The following is a 16418-nucleotide window of genomic DNA, read 5'->3' on the forward strand; positions in this document are numbered from 1 at the left end:
TACGCCAAATAAGGACCTAAACTGCGAATTCAGACCACAAGGGAGTGAGCGCAGCATGAGCCGTATCGAAACTGACAGCCTGGGGCAGGTCGAAGTTCCTGACCAGGCCTACTGGGGTGCCCAGACGCAACGCTCGCTGATCAACTTTGCCATCGGCAAGGAACGCATGCCGCTGGCGGTGTTGCATGCCCTGGCGCTGATCAAGAAAGCCGCGGCACGGGTCAACAACCGCAACGGAGACCTTGCGGCGGACATCGCCCGGCTGATCGAACAAGCCGCCGACGAAGTGCTCGACGGGCAACTGGACGACCAGTTTCCGCTCGTCGTCTGGCAGACCGGCAGTGGCACCCAGAGCAACATGAACGTCAACGAAGTGATCGCCGGTCGTGCCAACGAACTGGCCGGCAATGGCCGTGGCGGCAAAACGCCAGTGCACCCCAACGATCACGTCAACCGCTCGCAAAGTTCCAACGACTGCTTCCCCACCGCCATGCACATCGCCGCCGCCCAGGCCGTGCAGCACAAGCTGCTGCCGGCGATCACCGAACTGTCGTCGGGGCTGGCGGAACTCTCGGCGCGCCACCAGCACCTGGTGAAAACCGGTCGCACCCATATGATGGACGCCACACCGATCACCTTCGGCCAGGAACTCTCGGCCTATGTCGCCCAGCTCGACTACGCCCAGCGGGCGATCCGTTCGGCCTTGCCGGCGGTGTGCGAGCTGGCCCAGGGCGGCACCGCCGTCGGCACCGGGCTGAACGCCCCGCACGGCTTTGCCGAAGCCATCGCCGCCGAGCTCGCCGCGCTTTCCGGCCTGCCGTTTGTTACCGCACCGAACAAGTTCGCCGCCCTGGCCGGGCATGAACCGCTGACCACCCTCGCCGGCGGCCTGAAAACCCTCGCCGTGGCCCTGATGAAACTGGCCAACGACCTGCGCCTGCTCGGCTCCGGGCCGCGCGGCGGGATTGCCGAAGTACGCCTGCCGGCCAACGAACCGGGCAGCTCGATCATGCCCGGCAAGGTCAACCCGACCCAGTGCGAGGCCCTGTCGATGCTGGCCTGCCAGGTGCTGGGCAACGACACCGCGATCGGCTTTGCGGCAAGCCAGGGGCACTTGCAGTTGAACGTGTTCAAGCCAGTGATCATCCACAACCTGCTGCAGTCCATCGAACTGCTGGCCGACGGTTGCAGCAACTTCCAGCAGCACTGCATTGCCGGGATCGAACCGGATCCCGAGCAGATGGCCGCGCACCTGGAGCGCGGGCTGATGCTAGTGACCGCGCTCAACCCGCACATTGGCTACGACAAGGCGGCAGAAATCGCCAAGAAGGCCTACAGCGAAGGCACCACCCTGCGCGAGGCGGCGCTGAGCCTGGGTTACCTGAGCAACGAGCAGTTCGACCAGTGGGTGCGCCCGGAAAAAATGCTCGAACCGGGCGCCAAGGGCTGAATCACCGGGCCAGGCGAACGCGCCTGGCCCGCCAGCCGGCCATGATCGACGGGCCCAGGGCGGTCAGCGCCGAGCCCAGCACCACTACCAGTGCTCCTACGTAGCCCAGGGTGTTGATCTGCTCGGCATGCACGAAGTCGGGCCAGAACCAGGCTGCCAGGGCCACCGCCACGAAGGTGATCAGCGGCGTCACCGCCAGGGTCGCACTGACCTTGGAGGCTTCCCAGTGCGCCAGGGCTTCGGCAAACGCGCCGTAGGCCACCAGGGTGTTCAAACAGCAGGCAAGCAGCAGCCAGCCTTGCAGCGGGCTCAATTGCAGCGCCTCCAACGGATGCACCCAAGGGGTCAGCAAGGCTGCGCAAAACAGGTAGATCACCATCATCACCTGCATCGAGTTCCATACCGTCAGCAGCTGCTTCTGGCTCAGGGCATAGAACACCCAGATGGAGGTCGCCAGGAGGATGGTCAGCACGCCGGTGGTGTAGATGCTCAGGGAGGTGAGCAGCTCATCCAGGCGTTGATTGAAGAACAGGCCAAAGCCCAGCAGCAGGATCACCAGGCCCATGCCCTGCCCCAGGCTAAAGCGTTCCTTGAACAGGAATACGCTGGCCACCAGCAACAGCACCGGGCCCATCTGCACCACCAGCTGGGCGGTGCCGGGGCTGAGCAGCTTGAGCCCGACCAGGTACAGCACATAGTTGCCCACCAGCCCGCAGGTGGCCAGCAGCACCAAGCCCCAGCCCTTGCGCCCGAGGCCATTGAACGAGGGCAGGCGCTTGCTTGCCGCCAGCCAGGCCAGCAACAGGCCGCCGGACACCAGCAGGCGAAACCAGGTCACGGTGATCGGGTCCATCACCTGCAGCACCTGTTTGAGCTTGATCGGCAGGATGCCCCAGAGCACGGCGGTCAGCAGCGACAAGGACAGACCGTAGACCCAGCGTCCGGAAGAAATATGCATAACCAGCCTCGATAGCCCTTTGGTGGGGGGAAACTGGATTCTACGGGCTGGGTTGGTGGCGAGACAGGCAAGAATGCGGAAAAGAATTCAGTACTTCATTCCCTGAGCTCCTGCTGGGGCTGCTTTCGCAGCCCCCGCTATCATTTCTTGTGCTTCTTGAACGCCGCCTCCAGCGCCTGGTTGATGGTGCGCAACACCTTGACCCGCGCCCAGCGCTTGTCATTGGCCTCGACCAGGGTCCAGGGCGCAATCTCGGTGCTGGTACGGTCGACCATGTCGCCCACAGCCTCCGCGTACTGCCCCCACTTCTCGCGGTTGCGCCAGTCTTCCTCGGTGATCTTGAAGCGCTTGAACGGGATCTGCTCGCGCTCCTGAAAGCGTTCGAGCTGGGTCTGTTCGTCAATCGACAGCCAGAACTTCACCACCACCACGCCAGCATTGCTCAGTTGTTCTTCGAAGTCGTTGATCTCGCCATAGGCGCGCATCCAGTCGGCCTGGCTGCAAAAGCCTTCGATCCGCTCGACCAGTACCCGGCCATACCAGGAACGGTCGAACACGGTGAACTTGCCACGCGCCGGAATGTGCCGCCAAAAGCGCCACAGGTACGGCTGTGCGCGCTCTTCTTCGGTGGGCGCAGCGATCGGCACGATGCGGTACTGGCGCGGGTCGAGGGCTGCCGCCACCCGGCGAATGGCACCGCCCTTGCCCGCCGCATCGTTGCCTTCGAACACGGCAATCAGGGCGTGGCGGCGCATGCGCTTGTCACGCAGCAGGCCGGCCAGGCGCGCCTGTTCGGTAATCAGTTGTTCCTGGTAGTCGTCCTTGTCCAGGCGCAGGCTCAGGTCGAGGCTGCCGAGCAGGCTGCGCTGGTCGATGCTTTCACCCAGCGGCGCGATGTTGGCCTGGTGGATCGGCCCGTGATCGGACTTGAGCGCGGCCTGCAGCCCTTCGAGCAGAATCTTGCCCACAGCCAGGCTGCGGTAATGCGGATCGACGCCCTCGATCACATGCCAGGGCGCGTAGTCGCGGCTGGTCTGGCGCAGCACCCGCTCACCAAAGCGCACGAAACGGTCGTAGGTTTCGGACTGCTGCCAGTCCAGCGGGCTGATCCGCCAGCTGTGCAGCGGATCGTCCTTGAGCGCCTTGAGGCGGGCTTTCATCTGCTTCTTGGACAGGTGAAACCAGAACTTGAAGATCAGCGCGCCTTCATCGCAGAGCATTTCTTCGAGGCGCTCGGCGCCGCGGATGGCCTGGTCGAGCACGGCATCCTTGAACTGGCCATGCACGCGGCCCTGGAGCATCTGGCTGTACCAGTTGCCAAAAAATACGCCCATCCGCCCCTTGGCCGGCAGTGCCCGCCAGTAGCGCCAGGCCGGTGGACGGGCGAGTTCTTCGTCGGTTTGCTGGTCGAAGGTGCGCACCTCGATCAGGCGCGGGTCCATCCATTCGTTGAGCAGCTTGACCGTCTCGCCCTTGCCGGCACCTTCGATGCCGTTGATCAGTACGATCACCGGGAAACGCGCCTGCTGCTTGAGCTCGAACTGCGCCTCCAGCAACGCTTCACGCAGCGCCGGGACCTCGGCGTCATAGGTGTCTTTGTCGATGGCGTGACCAATTTCAGCGGATTCGAACATACCAGGCTCCCTACTTGGATAAGCAAGACTAGCGGATTGTCGAAACCTTTGTCGGCACAAAACAAAGCCTGCCACAGGTCAAACAGCCTGGCGCCGATCAGCTAAAATGGCCCTCTTGCCAATGTTGAGCCGAACATGACCGAAGTAACCCAATACGCCCAGATCGACTGGGACGACCAGGGCCGACCGCACTCGCGCCAATACGACGACATCTATTTCTCCAAGGAGCAGAGCCTGGAGGAAACCCGTCACGTGTTCATCGACCAGAACGACTTGCGCCAGCGTTTCAGCGCAATGCAGCCGGGCCAGTGCCTGGTGATCGGCGAAACCGGCTTCGGCACCGGCCTGAACTTCTTCTGCGCCTGGCAGCTGTTTGCCGAGTGCGCCCCGGCTGATGCGCGGCTGCACTTCATCAGCGTCGAAAAATACCCCCTGACCCGCGCCGACCTCAGTCGCGCCCTGGCCCTGTGGCCGCAGCTGGCGCCGTTCAGCAGCCAGTTGCTGAGCCAGTACGTGGCAGTGCACGAAGGCTTCCAGCCGTTCGCGTTCGAGCAGGGCCGGGTGCGCCTGACCCTGATGATCGGCGACGTGCTGGAGCAACTGCCGCAGCTCGATGCACAGGTGGATGCCTGGTTCCTCGACGGCTTTGCCCCGGCCAAAAACCCGGAAATGTGGACCCCGGAGCTGTTCGCCGAGATCGGCCGGCTGTCAGCGCCCGGCACCACCCTCGGCACCTTCACCAGCACCGGCTGGGTGCGCCGCGGCCTGATCGCCGTGGGCTTTAGCATGAAGCGTATTCCCGGCATCGGCAAGAAATGGGAAGTGCTGCGCGGCGCCTTCAATGGCTGGCCGGCCGAGCAGCCGCAACCGGCCGCCAGCGCGCCGTGGTTTGCCCGGCCGCCTGCCCTGCGCGGCCCACGCCAGGCGCTGGTGATCGGCGCTGGCCTTGCCGGGTGCGCCAGCGCCGCCAGCCTGGCCGCCCGCGGCTGGCAGGTAAAGGTGCTGGAGCGCCATGCGACGCCAGCAGCAGAAGCTTCGGGCAACCCGCAAGGGGTGCTGTACCTGAAGCTGTCTGCACACGGCACGGCGTTGTCGCGCCTGATCCTCAGCGGTTTCGGCTACACCCGGCGGCTGCTCGAACGCCTGCAGCGCGGCCAGGACTGGGATGGCTGCGGGGTGCTGCAGCTGGCCTTCGACGCCAAGGAAGACCAGCGCCAGCAGCAACTGGCCGCAGCCTTCAACCCGCAATTGCTGCAACGCCTGGACCGTGAGCACGCTGAACAACTGGCCGGGGTTGCCCTGGACAGCGGCGGGCTGTTCTACCCTGAAGGCGGCTGGGTGCATCCGCCGGCGCTGTGCCAGGCGCAACTGCAGCACCCGAACATCACCCTGCTGACCCATCATCAGGTACTGCAACTGCGTAAGGTCGACGGCCTCTGGCAAGCCTGGGAAAGCGACAAACTGCTGGCCAGCGCGCCGCTGGTGGTGTTGGCGACCGCCGCCGAAATCCACAACTTCGAGCCTTGCGCCGGGTTGCCGCTCAAGCGCATTCGCGGGCAGGTCACCCGCCTGCCCGTGACAGCGCAAAGCCAGGCATTGACCACGGTGGTGTGCGCCGACGGCTATGTCGCGCCGCCGCGCAATGGCGAGCACACCCTCGGCGCCAGCTTCGACTTTCACAGCACCGACCTCACGCCCACCCCCGGCGAGCACGTCGGCAACCTTGGCCTGCTTGAGGCGATCTCCAGCGACCTGGCCCAGCGCCTGGGCGCCCACAGTCTCGACCCGCATACGCTGCAGGGCCGCGCCGCGTTTCGCTGCACCAGCCCCGACTACCTGCCGATTGTCGGCCCGCTGGCCGAACAGGCGCAGTTCAACCAGGACTACGCGGTATTGGCCCGCGATGCCCGGCAGATTCCCGCCACCCCCTGCCCCTGGCTAGAAGGCCTGTTCATCAACAACGGCCATGGCTCGCGCGGGCTGATCACCGCGCCACTGGCGGGCGAAATGATCGCCGCCTGGGCCGACAACGCACCGCTGCCGGTGCCCCGCGCCGTGGCCGAAGCCTGCCACCCCAATCGCTTCATGTTGCGTGAATTGATCAGAAGTAAAAAAGCAGCGACAAGCGCCAAGCCACACACTAAAAGCTGATTGACCCGGCGTGCTCTTGCAGCTTGAAGCTTGCAGCTACCGCTTATAACCGATTGATCTAAAACTCTCGCTATCCGCACCGGTCAGTTTCCATGTGCCCGGGTTTCGGGCACCTTCCCCAACGGCAAAACCGGTAAGGACTTATGTGCGGATTAGCTGGAGAGTTTCGTTTCACCCCTGTTGCCCACCCACCACGCCCGGCGGACCTCGCCGCGGTCGAGCGGATCACCCATCACCTGGCACCTCGCGGCCCTGACGCCTGGGGTTTCCATAGCCAGGGGCCGATTGCCCTGGGCCATCGCCGGCTGAAAATCATGGACCTGTCCGACGGCTCGGCGCAGCCCATGGTCGATAACCAGTTGGGCCTGTCGCTGGCCTTCAACGGCGCCATCTACAACTTCCCCGAGCTGCGCAGCGAGCTGGAAAGCCTCGGCTATGCCTTCTACTCGGACGGCGACACCGAGGTGCTGCTCAAGGGCTATCACGCCTGGGGCGCCGACCTGCTGCCGCGCCTGAACGGCATGTTCGCCCTGGCGATCTGGGAACGTGACAGCCAGCAGCTGTTCCTCGCCCGCGACCGCCTCGGGGTCAAGCCGCTGTACCTGTCGCGCACCGGCGAACGCCTGCGCTTCGCTTCGAGCCTGCCGGCGCTGCTCAAGGGCGGCGACATCAACCCGGTGCTCGACCCAGTGGCGCTCAACCACTACCTGAACTTCCACGCCGTGGTGCCAGCGCCACGCACCCTGCTGGCCAATATCGAGAAACTGCCACCGGCCAGCTGGATGCGCATCGATGCCCAGGGCCGCTGCGAGCAGCAAGTCTGGTGGCACCTGCACTACGGCCCGCGCACCGACGAACAGGACCTGAGCCTGGAAGACTGGCGCGACCGCGTCCTCGACAGCACCCGCGAGGCGGTGGCGATTCGTCAACGCGCTGCGGTGGATGTCGGTGTGTTGCTGTCCGGCGGTGTCGACTCGAGCCTGCTCGTCGGCCTGCTGCGCGAGGTCGGTGTCGATGACCTGTCGACCTTCTCCATCGGCTTCGAGGATGCCGGCGGCGAGCGCGGCGATGAATTCCAGTACTCCGACCTGATCGCCCGCCACTACGGTACCCGCCATCATCAGTTGCGCATCGATGAGCGGGAGATCATCGAGCAGTTGCCCGCGGCCTTTCGCGCCATGAGCGAGCCGATGGTCAGCCATGACTGCATTGCCTTCTACCTGCTGTCGCGGGAAGTGGCCAGGCACTGCAAGGTGGTGCAAAGCGGCCAGGGCGCCGACGAGCTGTTCGCCGGTTACCACTGGTACCCGCAGGTGGACGGCGCGCGCGATCCGTTCGCGGCCTACCGCGAGGCGTTCTTCGACCGCAGCTACGACGACTATGCCGCCACCGTGCAAGCGCCCTGGCTGCTCGATCACGACGCCGCCGGCGACTTTGTCCGCCAGCACTTCGCCCAGCCCGGCGCCAGCGATGCGGTGGATAAAGCCCTGCGCCTGGACAGCACGGTGATGCTGGTCGACGACCCGGTCAAACGGGTCGACAACATGACCATGGCCTGGGGCCTGGAAGCGCGCACGCCGTTCCTCGACTATCGCCTGGTCGAGCTCTCGGCGCGCATCCCGGCGCGCTTCAAGCTGCCCGACGGTGGCAAGCAGGTGCTCAAGGAAGCCGCGCGGCTGGTCATCCCCAGTGAAGTCATCGACCGCAAGAAGGGCTACTTCCCGGTGCCGGGCCTCAAGCACCTGCAGGGCGCAACCCTGGACTGGGTGCGTGAGTTGCTGCTTGATCCCAGCCAGGACCGCGGCCTGTTCAACCCCGCCGCCCTCGACCGCCTGCTCAGCGATCCCCACGGCCAGCTGACGCCGCTGCGCGGCTCCAAGCTCTGGCAACTGGCTGCCTTGAACCTGTGGCTCAGCGAACAAGGAATCTGATCGATGAAAGCCCATGCCTCACCTTACGGCCAGCGCCTGCTGCGCGGCCAGGTGCCGTCCTATGAGCGACTGCAGGCGCAACTGGCCGGCGATGGCAGCCAGCCCCACGACCAGCCGCGTTCGCTGCACTGCGGCTGGGGGCGGCTGCTGATCGGCCACACCTACCCCGACCCGGCCAGCCTGGCCAGCGCCCTGCTCGACGAACGCCCCGGCGAGCGCGACATTGCCCTGTACGTGGCGGCGCCGCAGCAGGTGCTGGCCCAGGCCCCGCAGCAATTGTTCCTCGACCCGTCCGACACCCTGCGCCTGTGGTTCAGCGACTACCGCCCGGCGCAACGGGTGTTTCGCGGTTTTCGTATCCGCCGGGCGCAGAGCGACAGCGACTGGCAGGCGATCAACGCCCTGTACCAGGCCCGCGGCATGCTGCCGATCGACCCCGAGTTGCTGACCCCGCGCCATCAGGGCGGGCCGGTGTACTGGCTGGCCGAAGACGAAGACAGCGGCGCGATCATCGGCAGCGTCATGGGCCTGAATCATCACAAGGCCTTTGCCGACCCGGAACACGGCAGCAGCCTCTGGTGCCTGGCGGTGGACCCACAGTGCACCCGCCCGGGTGTCGGCGAAGTGCTGGTGCGGCATTTGATCGAGCACTTCATGAGCCGCGGCCTGACCTGCCTCGACCTCTCGGTGCTGCACGACAACCGCCAGGCCAAACGCCTGTACGCCAAGCTGGGGTTTCGCAACCTGCCGACCTTCGCGGTCAAGCGCAAGAACGGCATCAACCAGCCGCTGTTCCTCGGCCCAGGCCCTGAAACCGGGCTCAACCCCTATGCGCGGATCATCGTCGAGGAGGCCTACCGGCGCGGTATCGAGGTGCAGGTCGACGATGCCGATGGCGGCCTGTTCACCCTTATCCATGGTGGTCGGCGGGTACGTTGCCGCGAGTCTCTGAGCGACCTGACCACGGCGGTGAGCATGACCCTGTGCCAGGACAAAAGCCTGACCCACAAGGTACTGAGCGCCGCAGGCTTGCAGGTGCCTGCGCAGCAACTGGCCGGCAATGCCGATGACAACCTGGCCTTCCTCGAAGACCATGGCGCGGTGGTGGTCAAGCCGCTGGACGGTGAGCAAGGCAACGGCGTGGCGGTCAACCTGAGCACCCTCGATGAAATCAGTGCAGCGGTAGAAAGCGCCCGGCGCTTCGACAGCCGCGTGCTGCTGGAAAGCTTTCATGCCGGCCTTGACCTGCGCATCGTGGTCATCGGTTTCGACGTGGTCGCCGCCGCCATCCGCCACCCGGCGCAGATTGTCGGCGACGGCCAGCACGCCGTCGGCGCCCTGATCGAAGCCCAGAGCCGTCGGCGTCAGGCGGCAACGGGCGGTGAAAGCCGCATCCCTCTGGACCACGAAACCCAGCGCACCCTGCACGCTGCCGGGGTCGATTACGACAGCGTACTGCCTGCCGGCCAGCGCCTGGCTGTGCGCAGCACCGCCAACCTGCACACCGGCGGCTGCCTGGAGGACGTCACCGAGCGCCTGCACCCGGTGCTGGTCGACGCTGCCATCCGCGCCGCCCGCGCCCTGGACATCCCGGTGGTGGGCCTGGACCTGATGGTCAAGGCCGCCGACCAGCCCGACTACGTGTTCATCGAAGCCAATGAACGCGTCGGCCTGGCCAACCATGAACCGCAACCGACTGCCGAGCGCTTCGTCGACCTGTTGTTCCCCCACAGTCGACCCGCGCCATGAGCACAGGAGTTCGCATGCCCCAACAGCTTCCCGAACCGGACCTCACGTACTTGCAGAAAGTCCTGCTGGAAATGCTCGCCATTCCCAGCCCCACCGGCTTTACCGACACCATTGTGCGCTATGTCGCCGAGCGCCTCGAGGAGCTCGGCATCCCCTTCGAACTGACCCGTCGCGGCACCATCCGCGCCACCCTCAAGGGCCGCAAAAGCTCGCCCGACCGGGCGGTGTCCGCCCATCTGGATACCATCGGCGCCAGCGTGCGGGCGATCCAGGAAAACGGCCGGCTGTCGCTGGCGGCGGTGGGCTGCTGGTCCAGCCGCTTTGCCGAAGGCAGCCGCGTCAGCGTGTTCACCGACAGCGGCGTGCTGCGCGGCAGCGTGTTGCCGCTGATGGCCAGCGGCCACGCGTTCAACACCGCCATCGATCAGATGCCGGTCAGTTGGGAGCACATTGAGTTGCGCCTGGATGCCTACTGCACCACCCGCGCCGATTGCGAGTCGCTGGGCATCGGCATCGGTGACTTCGTCGCCTTCGACCCACTGCCCGAGTTCACCGAAAGCGGCCATATCAGCGCCCGCCACCTGGATGACAAAGCCGGTGTCGCGGCGCTGCTGGCGTCGCTCAAGGCCATTGTTGAAAGCGGCGCACAGCCGTTGATCGACTGCCACCCGCTGTTCACCATCACCGAAGAGACCGGCTCCGGCGCCGCTGCCGCCCTGCCCTGGGACGTCAGCGAGTTCGTCGGTATCGACATTGCCCCGGTCGCGCCCGGGCAACACTCAAGCGAACACGCGGTCAGCGTCGCCATGCAGGATTCGGCCGGTCCCTATGACTATCACCTGACGCGCCACTTGCTCAAACTTGCCCGCGAACACGAACTGCCGGCTCGCCGCGATGTGTTTCGCTACTACTTCAGCGACGCGCATTCGGCGATCACCGCCGGTCACGATATTCGCACCGCCCTGCTGGCCTTCGGTTGCGACGCCACCCATGGCTACGAACGCACGCATATCGACAGCCTGGCGGCGCTGAGCCGCCTGCTGACCGCCTACCTGCTCAGCCCGCCGGTGTTTGCCAGCGACTCGCAAGCCACCGGCAGTTCGCTGGAAAGTTTCAGCCACCAGCTTGAGCACGATGCACAGATGGAAAGCGATACCCGGGTGCCGGCCGTCGACAGCCTGGTCGGCAACAAAAACTAGCGCCTACACAGCCAGGACAGGTTTGGCGTAGCATGGCGCTACCTTTTCGCCAGACCTGTCCTGTTCATGCTGATTCCCTACGACCAACTGGAAGCCGAAACCCTCACCCGCTTGATCGAGGATTTCGTCACCCGCGACGGCACCGACAACGGTGACGACACCCCTCTGGAAACCCGCGTGCTACGGGTGCGCCAGGCGCTGGCAAAAAAACAGGCGTTCATTCTGTTCGACCTTGAAAGCCAGCAATGCCAGCTGCTGGCCAAGCACGACGTGCCCAAGGAACTGCTCGACTGATTCAACCGGCCTGCTTGGCCAGTTGCTCGACGATACGCTTGTAGATCTCCGCCCGGTGCACCTCGATGTGCCGCGGCGCGCTGATGCCGAAGCGCACGGTGTTGCCGTCCACCGACAACACCTTGATCTTGATGTCATCGTCGATGGCGATGATTTCGCCTATTTCGCGGCCTATTACCAACATGCTCCGATCCTCCACAAATCAGGGAATTCGGAGACTGCACGGGGTGCCGGACGCCTTCAATGCTCCGACGGCGAATTAGACCCATCCCACTTAACTGGGCGATTTTGCCTACAGATTTCTTGAGTTTTCGACCCTTCAGGCACTCTGCAAACGTGGCCCGAGGACGATGATGCTGGCCCCCAGCACGCACAACAACGCGCCGATCCAGTCAGTGCCCAGCGGCCGCGCCCGCTCGACCAGCGCCAGCCACAACAGCGAAGTGACGATGTAGATACCTCCATAGGCGGCATAGGCGCGCCCGGCATACGCCGCTTCGACCCGGGTGAGGATCAGCGCGAACAGGGTCAGGCTGAGCAAGGCCGGGGCAATCCACCAGGCGCTCTTGCCCAGGCGCAGCCACATGTAGAAGGCATAGCAACCGCCGATCTCGAAGATCGCCGCGAGGAAAAACCACAGGTAATTGATCACACCAGGTACTCAAGGCTGTTCAAAGGATGGCCAAGAATACCTGATGGCGACGCTCAAGCCTGGGACGGCCGCGCCTTGGCGCGCATTTTCTCGGCCATGCTGGCCATCTCGTCGTAGAGCATCTGCGGGTTGCGCTGCTTGAGCTTCCAGGCTTCGCGGCCCTGCTCATGAGGCAGGATCAGGAACTCGCCGGCGGCCACTTGCTGGTGGATGTAGTCGGCGATATCGGCGGCGCTGATCGGCGAGCTTTCCAGCAGCTTGCCGACCTGGGCTTTCATCGTCGGGGTCGGGCCACGGAACGAGTCGAGCAGGTTGGTCTGGAAGAACGACGGGCACACCACGTGCACCGCGACCTCCTGCTGGCGCAGCTCGATCAGCAGGCTTTCCGACAGGGCCAGCACCCCGGCCTTGGCGACGTTGTAGTTGCTCATCGCCGGGCCTTGCATCAGGGCGGCCATCGAGGCGATGTTGATGATCCTGCCCTTGCTGCGCTCGAGCAGTGGCAGGAAAGCCTTGCAGCCCTTGACCACGCCCATCAGGTTGATTGCGATCTGCCAGTCCCAGTCCTCCAGCGACAGTTCGGCGAAAAACCCGCCCGAGGCCACCCCGGCGTTGTTGACGATCACATCGATGCCGCCGAACTTTTCTTCGCAGGCCTGGGCCAGGGCGGTGAGCTGACTGTAGTCACGCACATCGCAGCGCTGCACGAAACCGTCGGCGCCGGCCTCGCGTACCAGCGCCAGGGTTTGCTTGAGGCCGGCCTCGTTGACATCGGCCAGGGCCAGTTGCCAGCCCTCGCGCGCCCAGCGCAAGGCAATTTCGCGCCCAAGCCCCGAGCCGGCACCGGTAATCATCATGCGCTTTTGCATAGCAGCTGCCTTGTACTGTTCTGGAAAGTTCAGGCCAGTGTAGCGAAGCCAAGGCCGCCACCCACGCAGTATCAGGATGCTGAATGGCCGGGGCAAACAGCGGTGAACGTGACTAATAAAGATGGGATAAAACTTTTAGCCACTGGCGGCAGTCGGAATTAACAGGCGGGCATGAAACACATGACCGAAGAGATGGATTGCAGCGTAACGCCTACTTCTCAAGCCAAACAAGGAAACTGCCATGGGCACCATACTTATCATCATCCTGATTCTGCTGTTGATCGGTGGCTTACCCGTCTTTCCGCACTCCAGAAGTTGGGGCTATGGGCCATCCGGCATCATCGGTACGGTGCTGATCATCCTGCTGATCCTGTTGTTGCTCGGCAAGATATAGAAAAGCTGCAAGCCATAAGCAGCAAGCCGCAAGTCAAAGCAGTACGCGTACGGCTTCAACTTGCGGCTTGTGGCTTGGAGCTTGCCGCTAAAAAGGCAGCCAAAGGCTGCCTTTTTGCTTACTTAGTGAGACACCGCACCGCTGGCACCCAGGCCAGTCTGCGAGCGCACGAACTGCGGGAAGAACAGCGCGCGTTCGTCATCGGCGGCCTTGGACTTGTCGGTGATCGAGAAGAACCAGATACCGGTAAAGGCAATGATCATCGAGAACAGCGCCGGGTACTCGTACGGGTAGATCGCCTTCTCGTGGCCGAGGATCTGCACCCAGATGGTCGGGCCGAGGATCATCAGCGCCACGGCACTGATCAAGCCCATCCAGCCACCGATCATGGCGCCACGGGTGGTCAGTTTCTTCCAGTACATCGACAGCAGCAGTACCGGGAAGTTACAGCTGGCAGCGATGGAGAACGCCAGGCCGACCATGAAGGCGATGTTCTGGCTTTCAAACAGGATGCCCAGGCCGATCGCCAACACGCCAAGGGCGACGGTGGTGATCTTCGACACGCGGATCTCATCCTTCTCGTTGGCTTTGCCCTTCTTGATCACGCTGGCATACAGGTCGTGGGACACCGCCGAGGCACCGGCCAGGGTCAGGCCGGCAACCACCGCCAGGATGGTGGCGAAGGCCACTGCCGAGATGAAGCCGAGGAACACGCTGCCACCCACGGCATCGGCCAGGTGCACCGCCGCCATGTTGTTGCCGCCGATCAGGGCGCCGGCAGCGTCCTTGAACTCAGGGTTGGTGCTGACCAGCAGGATCGCGCCAAAGCCGATGATGAAGGTCAGGATGTAGAAGTAGCCGATGAAACCGGTGGCATACAGCACGCTCTTGCGCGCTTCCTTGGCGTCGCTGACAGTGAAGAAGCGCATCAGGATGTGCGGCAGGCCGGCGGTACCGAACATCAGCGCCAGGCCCAGCGAGAACGCCGAGATCGGATCTTTGACCAGCCCGCCCGGGCTCATGATCGCTTCACCTTTAGGGTGAACCTTGATCGCTTCGGAGAACAGCGCGTTGAAGTCGAAGTTGACGTGCTTCATCACCATCAGCGCCATGAAGCTGGCACCGGAGAGCAGCAGCACGGCCTTGATGATCTGTACCCAGGTGGTCGCGAGCATGCCGCCGAACAGCACATACATGCACATCAGGATACCGACCAGGATCACCGCGACGTGGTAGTCCAGGCCGAACAGCAGCTGAATCAGTTTGCCGGCACCGACCATCTGCGCGATCAGGTAGAACGCCACCACCACCAGTGAGCCCGAGGCCGACAGGGTGCGGATTTCCTTCTGCCCGAGGCGATATGAGGCGACGTCGGCAAAGGTGTATTTACCCAGATTGCGCAGGCGCTCGGCGATCAGGAAGAGGATGATCGGCCAGCCGACCAGGAAGCCGATCGAGTAGATCAGGCCGTCGTAACCGGAGGTGAACACCAGGGCGGAAATACCCAGGAAGGATGCGGCCGACATATAGTCGCCGGCAATCGCCAGGCCGTTCTGGAAACCGGTGATGCGCCCGCCGGCGGCATAGTAGTCGGAGGCGGACTTGTTGCGCTTGGACGCCCAGTAGGTGATGCACAGGGTGGCACCGACGAAGGCGACGAACATGACGATCGCCGAGACGTTCAAGGGTTGTTTCTGCACCGCGCCGGTGAGGGCGTCAGCGGCCCAGACGGCGGGTGCAAAAACGCCGAAGGCCAGGGTTGCCAGTAGACGCCGGATCATTGCTGAGCCTCCTTGAGGATCGCCTTGTTCATCTCGTCGAACTCGCCATTGGCGCGACGCACGTAGATGGCCGTGAGGATGAAAGCCGAGATGATCAGACCGACACCAAGGGGAATACCCCAGGTGATCGACGAGTCAGGGCTGAGCTTGGCACCGAGAATATGCGGGCCATAGGCAATCAACAGGATGAAGGCGGCGTAGAGACCGAGCATGATCGCCGAGAGAATCCAGGCGAAACGTTCGCGTTTTGAAACCAGCTCCTTGAACCGCGGGCTGTTTTGTATCGAGAGGTAAATGCTGTCGTTCATTGTTTTTGTCCTCGCAGCACAGATTAGGTAGTACCCACTCCACTTTATGCTGCCTTCGAACGCACTCCAGACGACCTTAGTCTTAGATGCAAAACTCTTTTACCGATTCGGTAACAGCCTGAAACGACAAGGGCCGCACCGGCGTTTCGCGGGTGCGGCCCTGGAAGGTGCCAGATAGAGGCTTTAGGCCATTATTTGCCGGTCCACTCAGCTACGCGTTCCGGGTGTTTGGCCACCCAGTCCTTGGCTGCGGCTTCAGGTTTTGCGCCCTCTTGAATGGCCAACATGACCTCACCGATTTCATCCTTGGACTGCCACTGGAATTTCTTCAGGAACGCCGCCACTTCCGGCGCCTTGCTGTCCAGTTCCTTGCTGCCAATGCTGTTGACGGTTTCGGCGGCGCCGTACACGCCTTTGGGGTCTTCGAGGAACTTGAGCTTCCACTTGGCGAACATCCAGTGCGGCACCCAGCCGGTCACCGCGATCGATTGCTGCTTGGCATAGGCGCGGCCAAGCTCTGCGGTCATCGCCGCGCCAGAGCTTGCCTGCAGTTTGTAGCCGGTGAGGTCGTAGTCCTTGATGGCCTGGTCGGTCTTGAGCATGACCCCGGAGCCTGCGTCGATGCCGACGATTTTCTGTTTGAAGCTGTCATCGGTCTTGAGGTCGGCCACCGAGCTGGCCTTGACGTATTCGGGGACGATCAGGCCGATCTTGGCATCCTTGAAGTTGGGGCCGTAGTCGACCACGTTGTCCTTGTTCTTGGTCCAGTATTCGCCATGGGTTACCGGCAACCAGGCCGAGAGCATGGCGTCGAGCTTGCCGGTGGCCACCCCCTGCCACATGATGCCGGTGGCCACGGCCTGCAGTTTGACGTCATAGCCGAGCTTCTGCCTGATGACTTCGGCGGCGACGTTGGTGGTCGCCACACTGTCGGACCAGCCATCGACATAGCCGATGCTCACTTCCTTGGCCAGCGCCTGTCCCGCGCCAATGGCCATTACCAGGGCGGTGCCCACCCCCAGGAGTCGTCGCATTTTCATCCAAGCAT

The 16418-nt window shown here is 63.7% G+C and carries 15 protein-coding genes; 7 read left to right on the forward strand and 8 right to left on the reverse strand.

Annotated elements, in window-relative coordinates:
- The first annotated feature begins 55 nt into the window (after positions 1 to 55).
- Positions 56 to 1450, forward strand: coding sequence for a class II fumarate hydratase (locus tag LOY37_RS20070; RefSeq protein WP_045195415.1), 1395 nt, complete (start codon positions 56 to 58; stop codon positions 1448 to 1450).
- 1 nt (position 1451) lies between these two features.
- Here the strand turns inward: LOY37_RS20070 and LOY37_RS20075 are convergent, their stop codons facing one another.
- Together LOY37_RS20075 and pap are read right to left on the reverse strand one after the other, a co-directional pair.
- On the reverse strand, positions 1452 to 2408 hold the full coding sequence (locus LOY37_RS20075) for a DMT family transporter (protein ID WP_258715588.1): 957 nt from the start codon (positions 2406 to 2408) through the stop codon (positions 1452 to 1454).
- A 140-nt stretch (positions 2409 to 2548) separates the two neighbouring features.
- The gene (pap, locus tag LOY37_RS20080; RefSeq protein ID WP_045195420.1) at positions 2549 to 4042 is read right to left on the reverse strand and encodes a polyphosphate:AMP phosphotransferase; all 1494 of its coding nucleotides are present in this window, start codon (positions 4040 to 4042) and stop codon (positions 2549 to 2551) included.
- Between the two features lie 135 nt (positions 4043 to 4177).
- Between pap and mnmC the strand changes: the two genes are divergently transcribed.
- The 5 genes from mnmC to LOY37_RS20105 all read left to right on the forward strand — a co-directional run bounded on the left by mnmC (position 4178) and on the right by LOY37_RS20105 (position 11366).
- A complete protein-coding gene (mnmC, locus tag LOY37_RS20085) occupies positions 4178 to 6193 on the forward strand; it encodes a bifunctional tRNA (5-methylaminomethyl-2-thiouridine)(34)-methyltransferase MnmD/FAD-dependent 5-carboxymethylaminomethyl-2-thiouridine(34) oxidoreductase MnmC (protein WP_258715589.1) in 2016 nt (671 codons plus the stop codon).
- 143 nt (positions 6194 to 6336) lie between these two features.
- Positions 6337 to 8124 (forward strand): N-acetylglutaminylglutamine amidotransferase, encoded by a 1788-nt coding sequence (locus LOY37_RS20090; RefSeq protein ID WP_045195423.1) that lies wholly within the window; start codon positions 6337 to 6339, stop codon positions 8122 to 8124.
- A 3-nt stretch (positions 8125 to 8127) separates the two neighbouring features.
- Positions 8128 to 9873 (forward strand): N-acetylglutaminylglutamine synthetase, encoded by a 1746-nt coding sequence (gene ngg, locus LOY37_RS20095; protein ID WP_258715590.1) that lies wholly within the window; start codon positions 8128 to 8130, stop codon positions 9871 to 9873.
- A 14-nt stretch (positions 9874 to 9887) separates the two neighbouring features.
- Positions 9888 to 11072, forward strand: a complete 1185-nt coding sequence (locus LOY37_RS20100) for an osmoprotectant NAGGN system M42 family peptidase (protein ID WP_258715591.1) — start codon at positions 9888 to 9890, stop codon at positions 11070 to 11072.
- Positions 11073 to 11138: 66 nt separating this feature from the next.
- Entirely contained in the window at positions 11139 to 11366 is a 228-nt protein-coding gene (locus tag LOY37_RS20105; protein WP_045195429.1) for a YheU family protein, read from the forward strand.
- Between the two features lies 1 nt (position 11367).
- On the opposite strand, the gene csrA is transcribed toward LOY37_RS20105, so the two are convergent.
- The 3 genes from csrA to LOY37_RS20120 form a co-directional block, all read right to left on the reverse strand.
- Positions 11368 to 11550, reverse strand: coding sequence for a carbon storage regulator CsrA (csrA, locus tag LOY37_RS20110; protein ID WP_045195430.1), 183 nt, complete (start codon positions 11548 to 11550; stop codon positions 11368 to 11370).
- Between the two features lie 135 nt (positions 11551 to 11685).
- Entirely contained in the window at positions 11686 to 12018 is a 333-nt protein-coding gene (locus LOY37_RS20115) for a YnfA family protein (RefSeq protein ID WP_045195432.1), read from the reverse strand.
- A 53-nt stretch (positions 12019 to 12071) separates the two neighbouring features.
- Positions 12072 to 12887, reverse strand: a complete 816-nt coding sequence (locus LOY37_RS20120; RefSeq protein WP_258715592.1) for an SDR family oxidoreductase — start codon at positions 12885 to 12887, stop codon at positions 12072 to 12074.
- Between the two features lie 241 nt (positions 12888 to 13128).
- Here LOY37_RS20120 and LOY37_RS20125 point away from each other — a divergent pair, with 241 nt between their 5' ends.
- Positions 13129 to 13281: a DUF3309 family protein gene (locus tag LOY37_RS20125; protein WP_010224169.1), complete on the forward strand. Its 153-nt coding sequence runs from the start codon at positions 13129 to 13131 to the stop codon at positions 13279 to 13281.
- 122 nt (positions 13282 to 13403) lie between these two features.
- On the opposite strand, the gene LOY37_RS20130 is transcribed toward LOY37_RS20125, so the two are convergent.
- The 3 genes from LOY37_RS20130 to LOY37_RS20140 form a co-directional block, all read right to left on the reverse strand.
- The gene (locus LOY37_RS20130) at positions 13404 to 15062 is read right to left on the reverse strand and encodes a cation acetate symporter (protein WP_045195438.1); all 1659 of its coding nucleotides are present in this window, start codon (positions 15060 to 15062) and stop codon (positions 13404 to 13406) included.
- On the reverse strand, positions 15059 to 15370 hold the full coding sequence (locus LOY37_RS20135) for a DUF485 domain-containing protein (protein WP_038994010.1): 312 nt from the start codon (positions 15368 to 15370) through the stop codon (positions 15059 to 15061). The genes LOY37_RS20130 and LOY37_RS20135 overlap by 4 nt, the downstream gene beginning before the upstream one ends.
- Positions 15371 to 15561: 191 nt before the next feature.
- Positions 15562 to 16410: a glycine betaine ABC transporter substrate-binding protein gene (locus LOY37_RS20140; RefSeq protein ID WP_258715593.1), complete on the reverse strand. Its 849-nt coding sequence runs from the start codon at positions 16408 to 16410 to the stop codon at positions 15562 to 15564.
- Positions 16411 to 16418 lie beyond the last annotated feature (8 nt).

Origin of the sequence: Pseudomonas sp. B21-012 (assembly GCF_024749305.1) — a bacterium.
Classification (GTDB): domain Bacteria; phylum Pseudomonadota; class Gammaproteobacteria; order Pseudomonadales; family Pseudomonadaceae; genus Aquipseudomonas.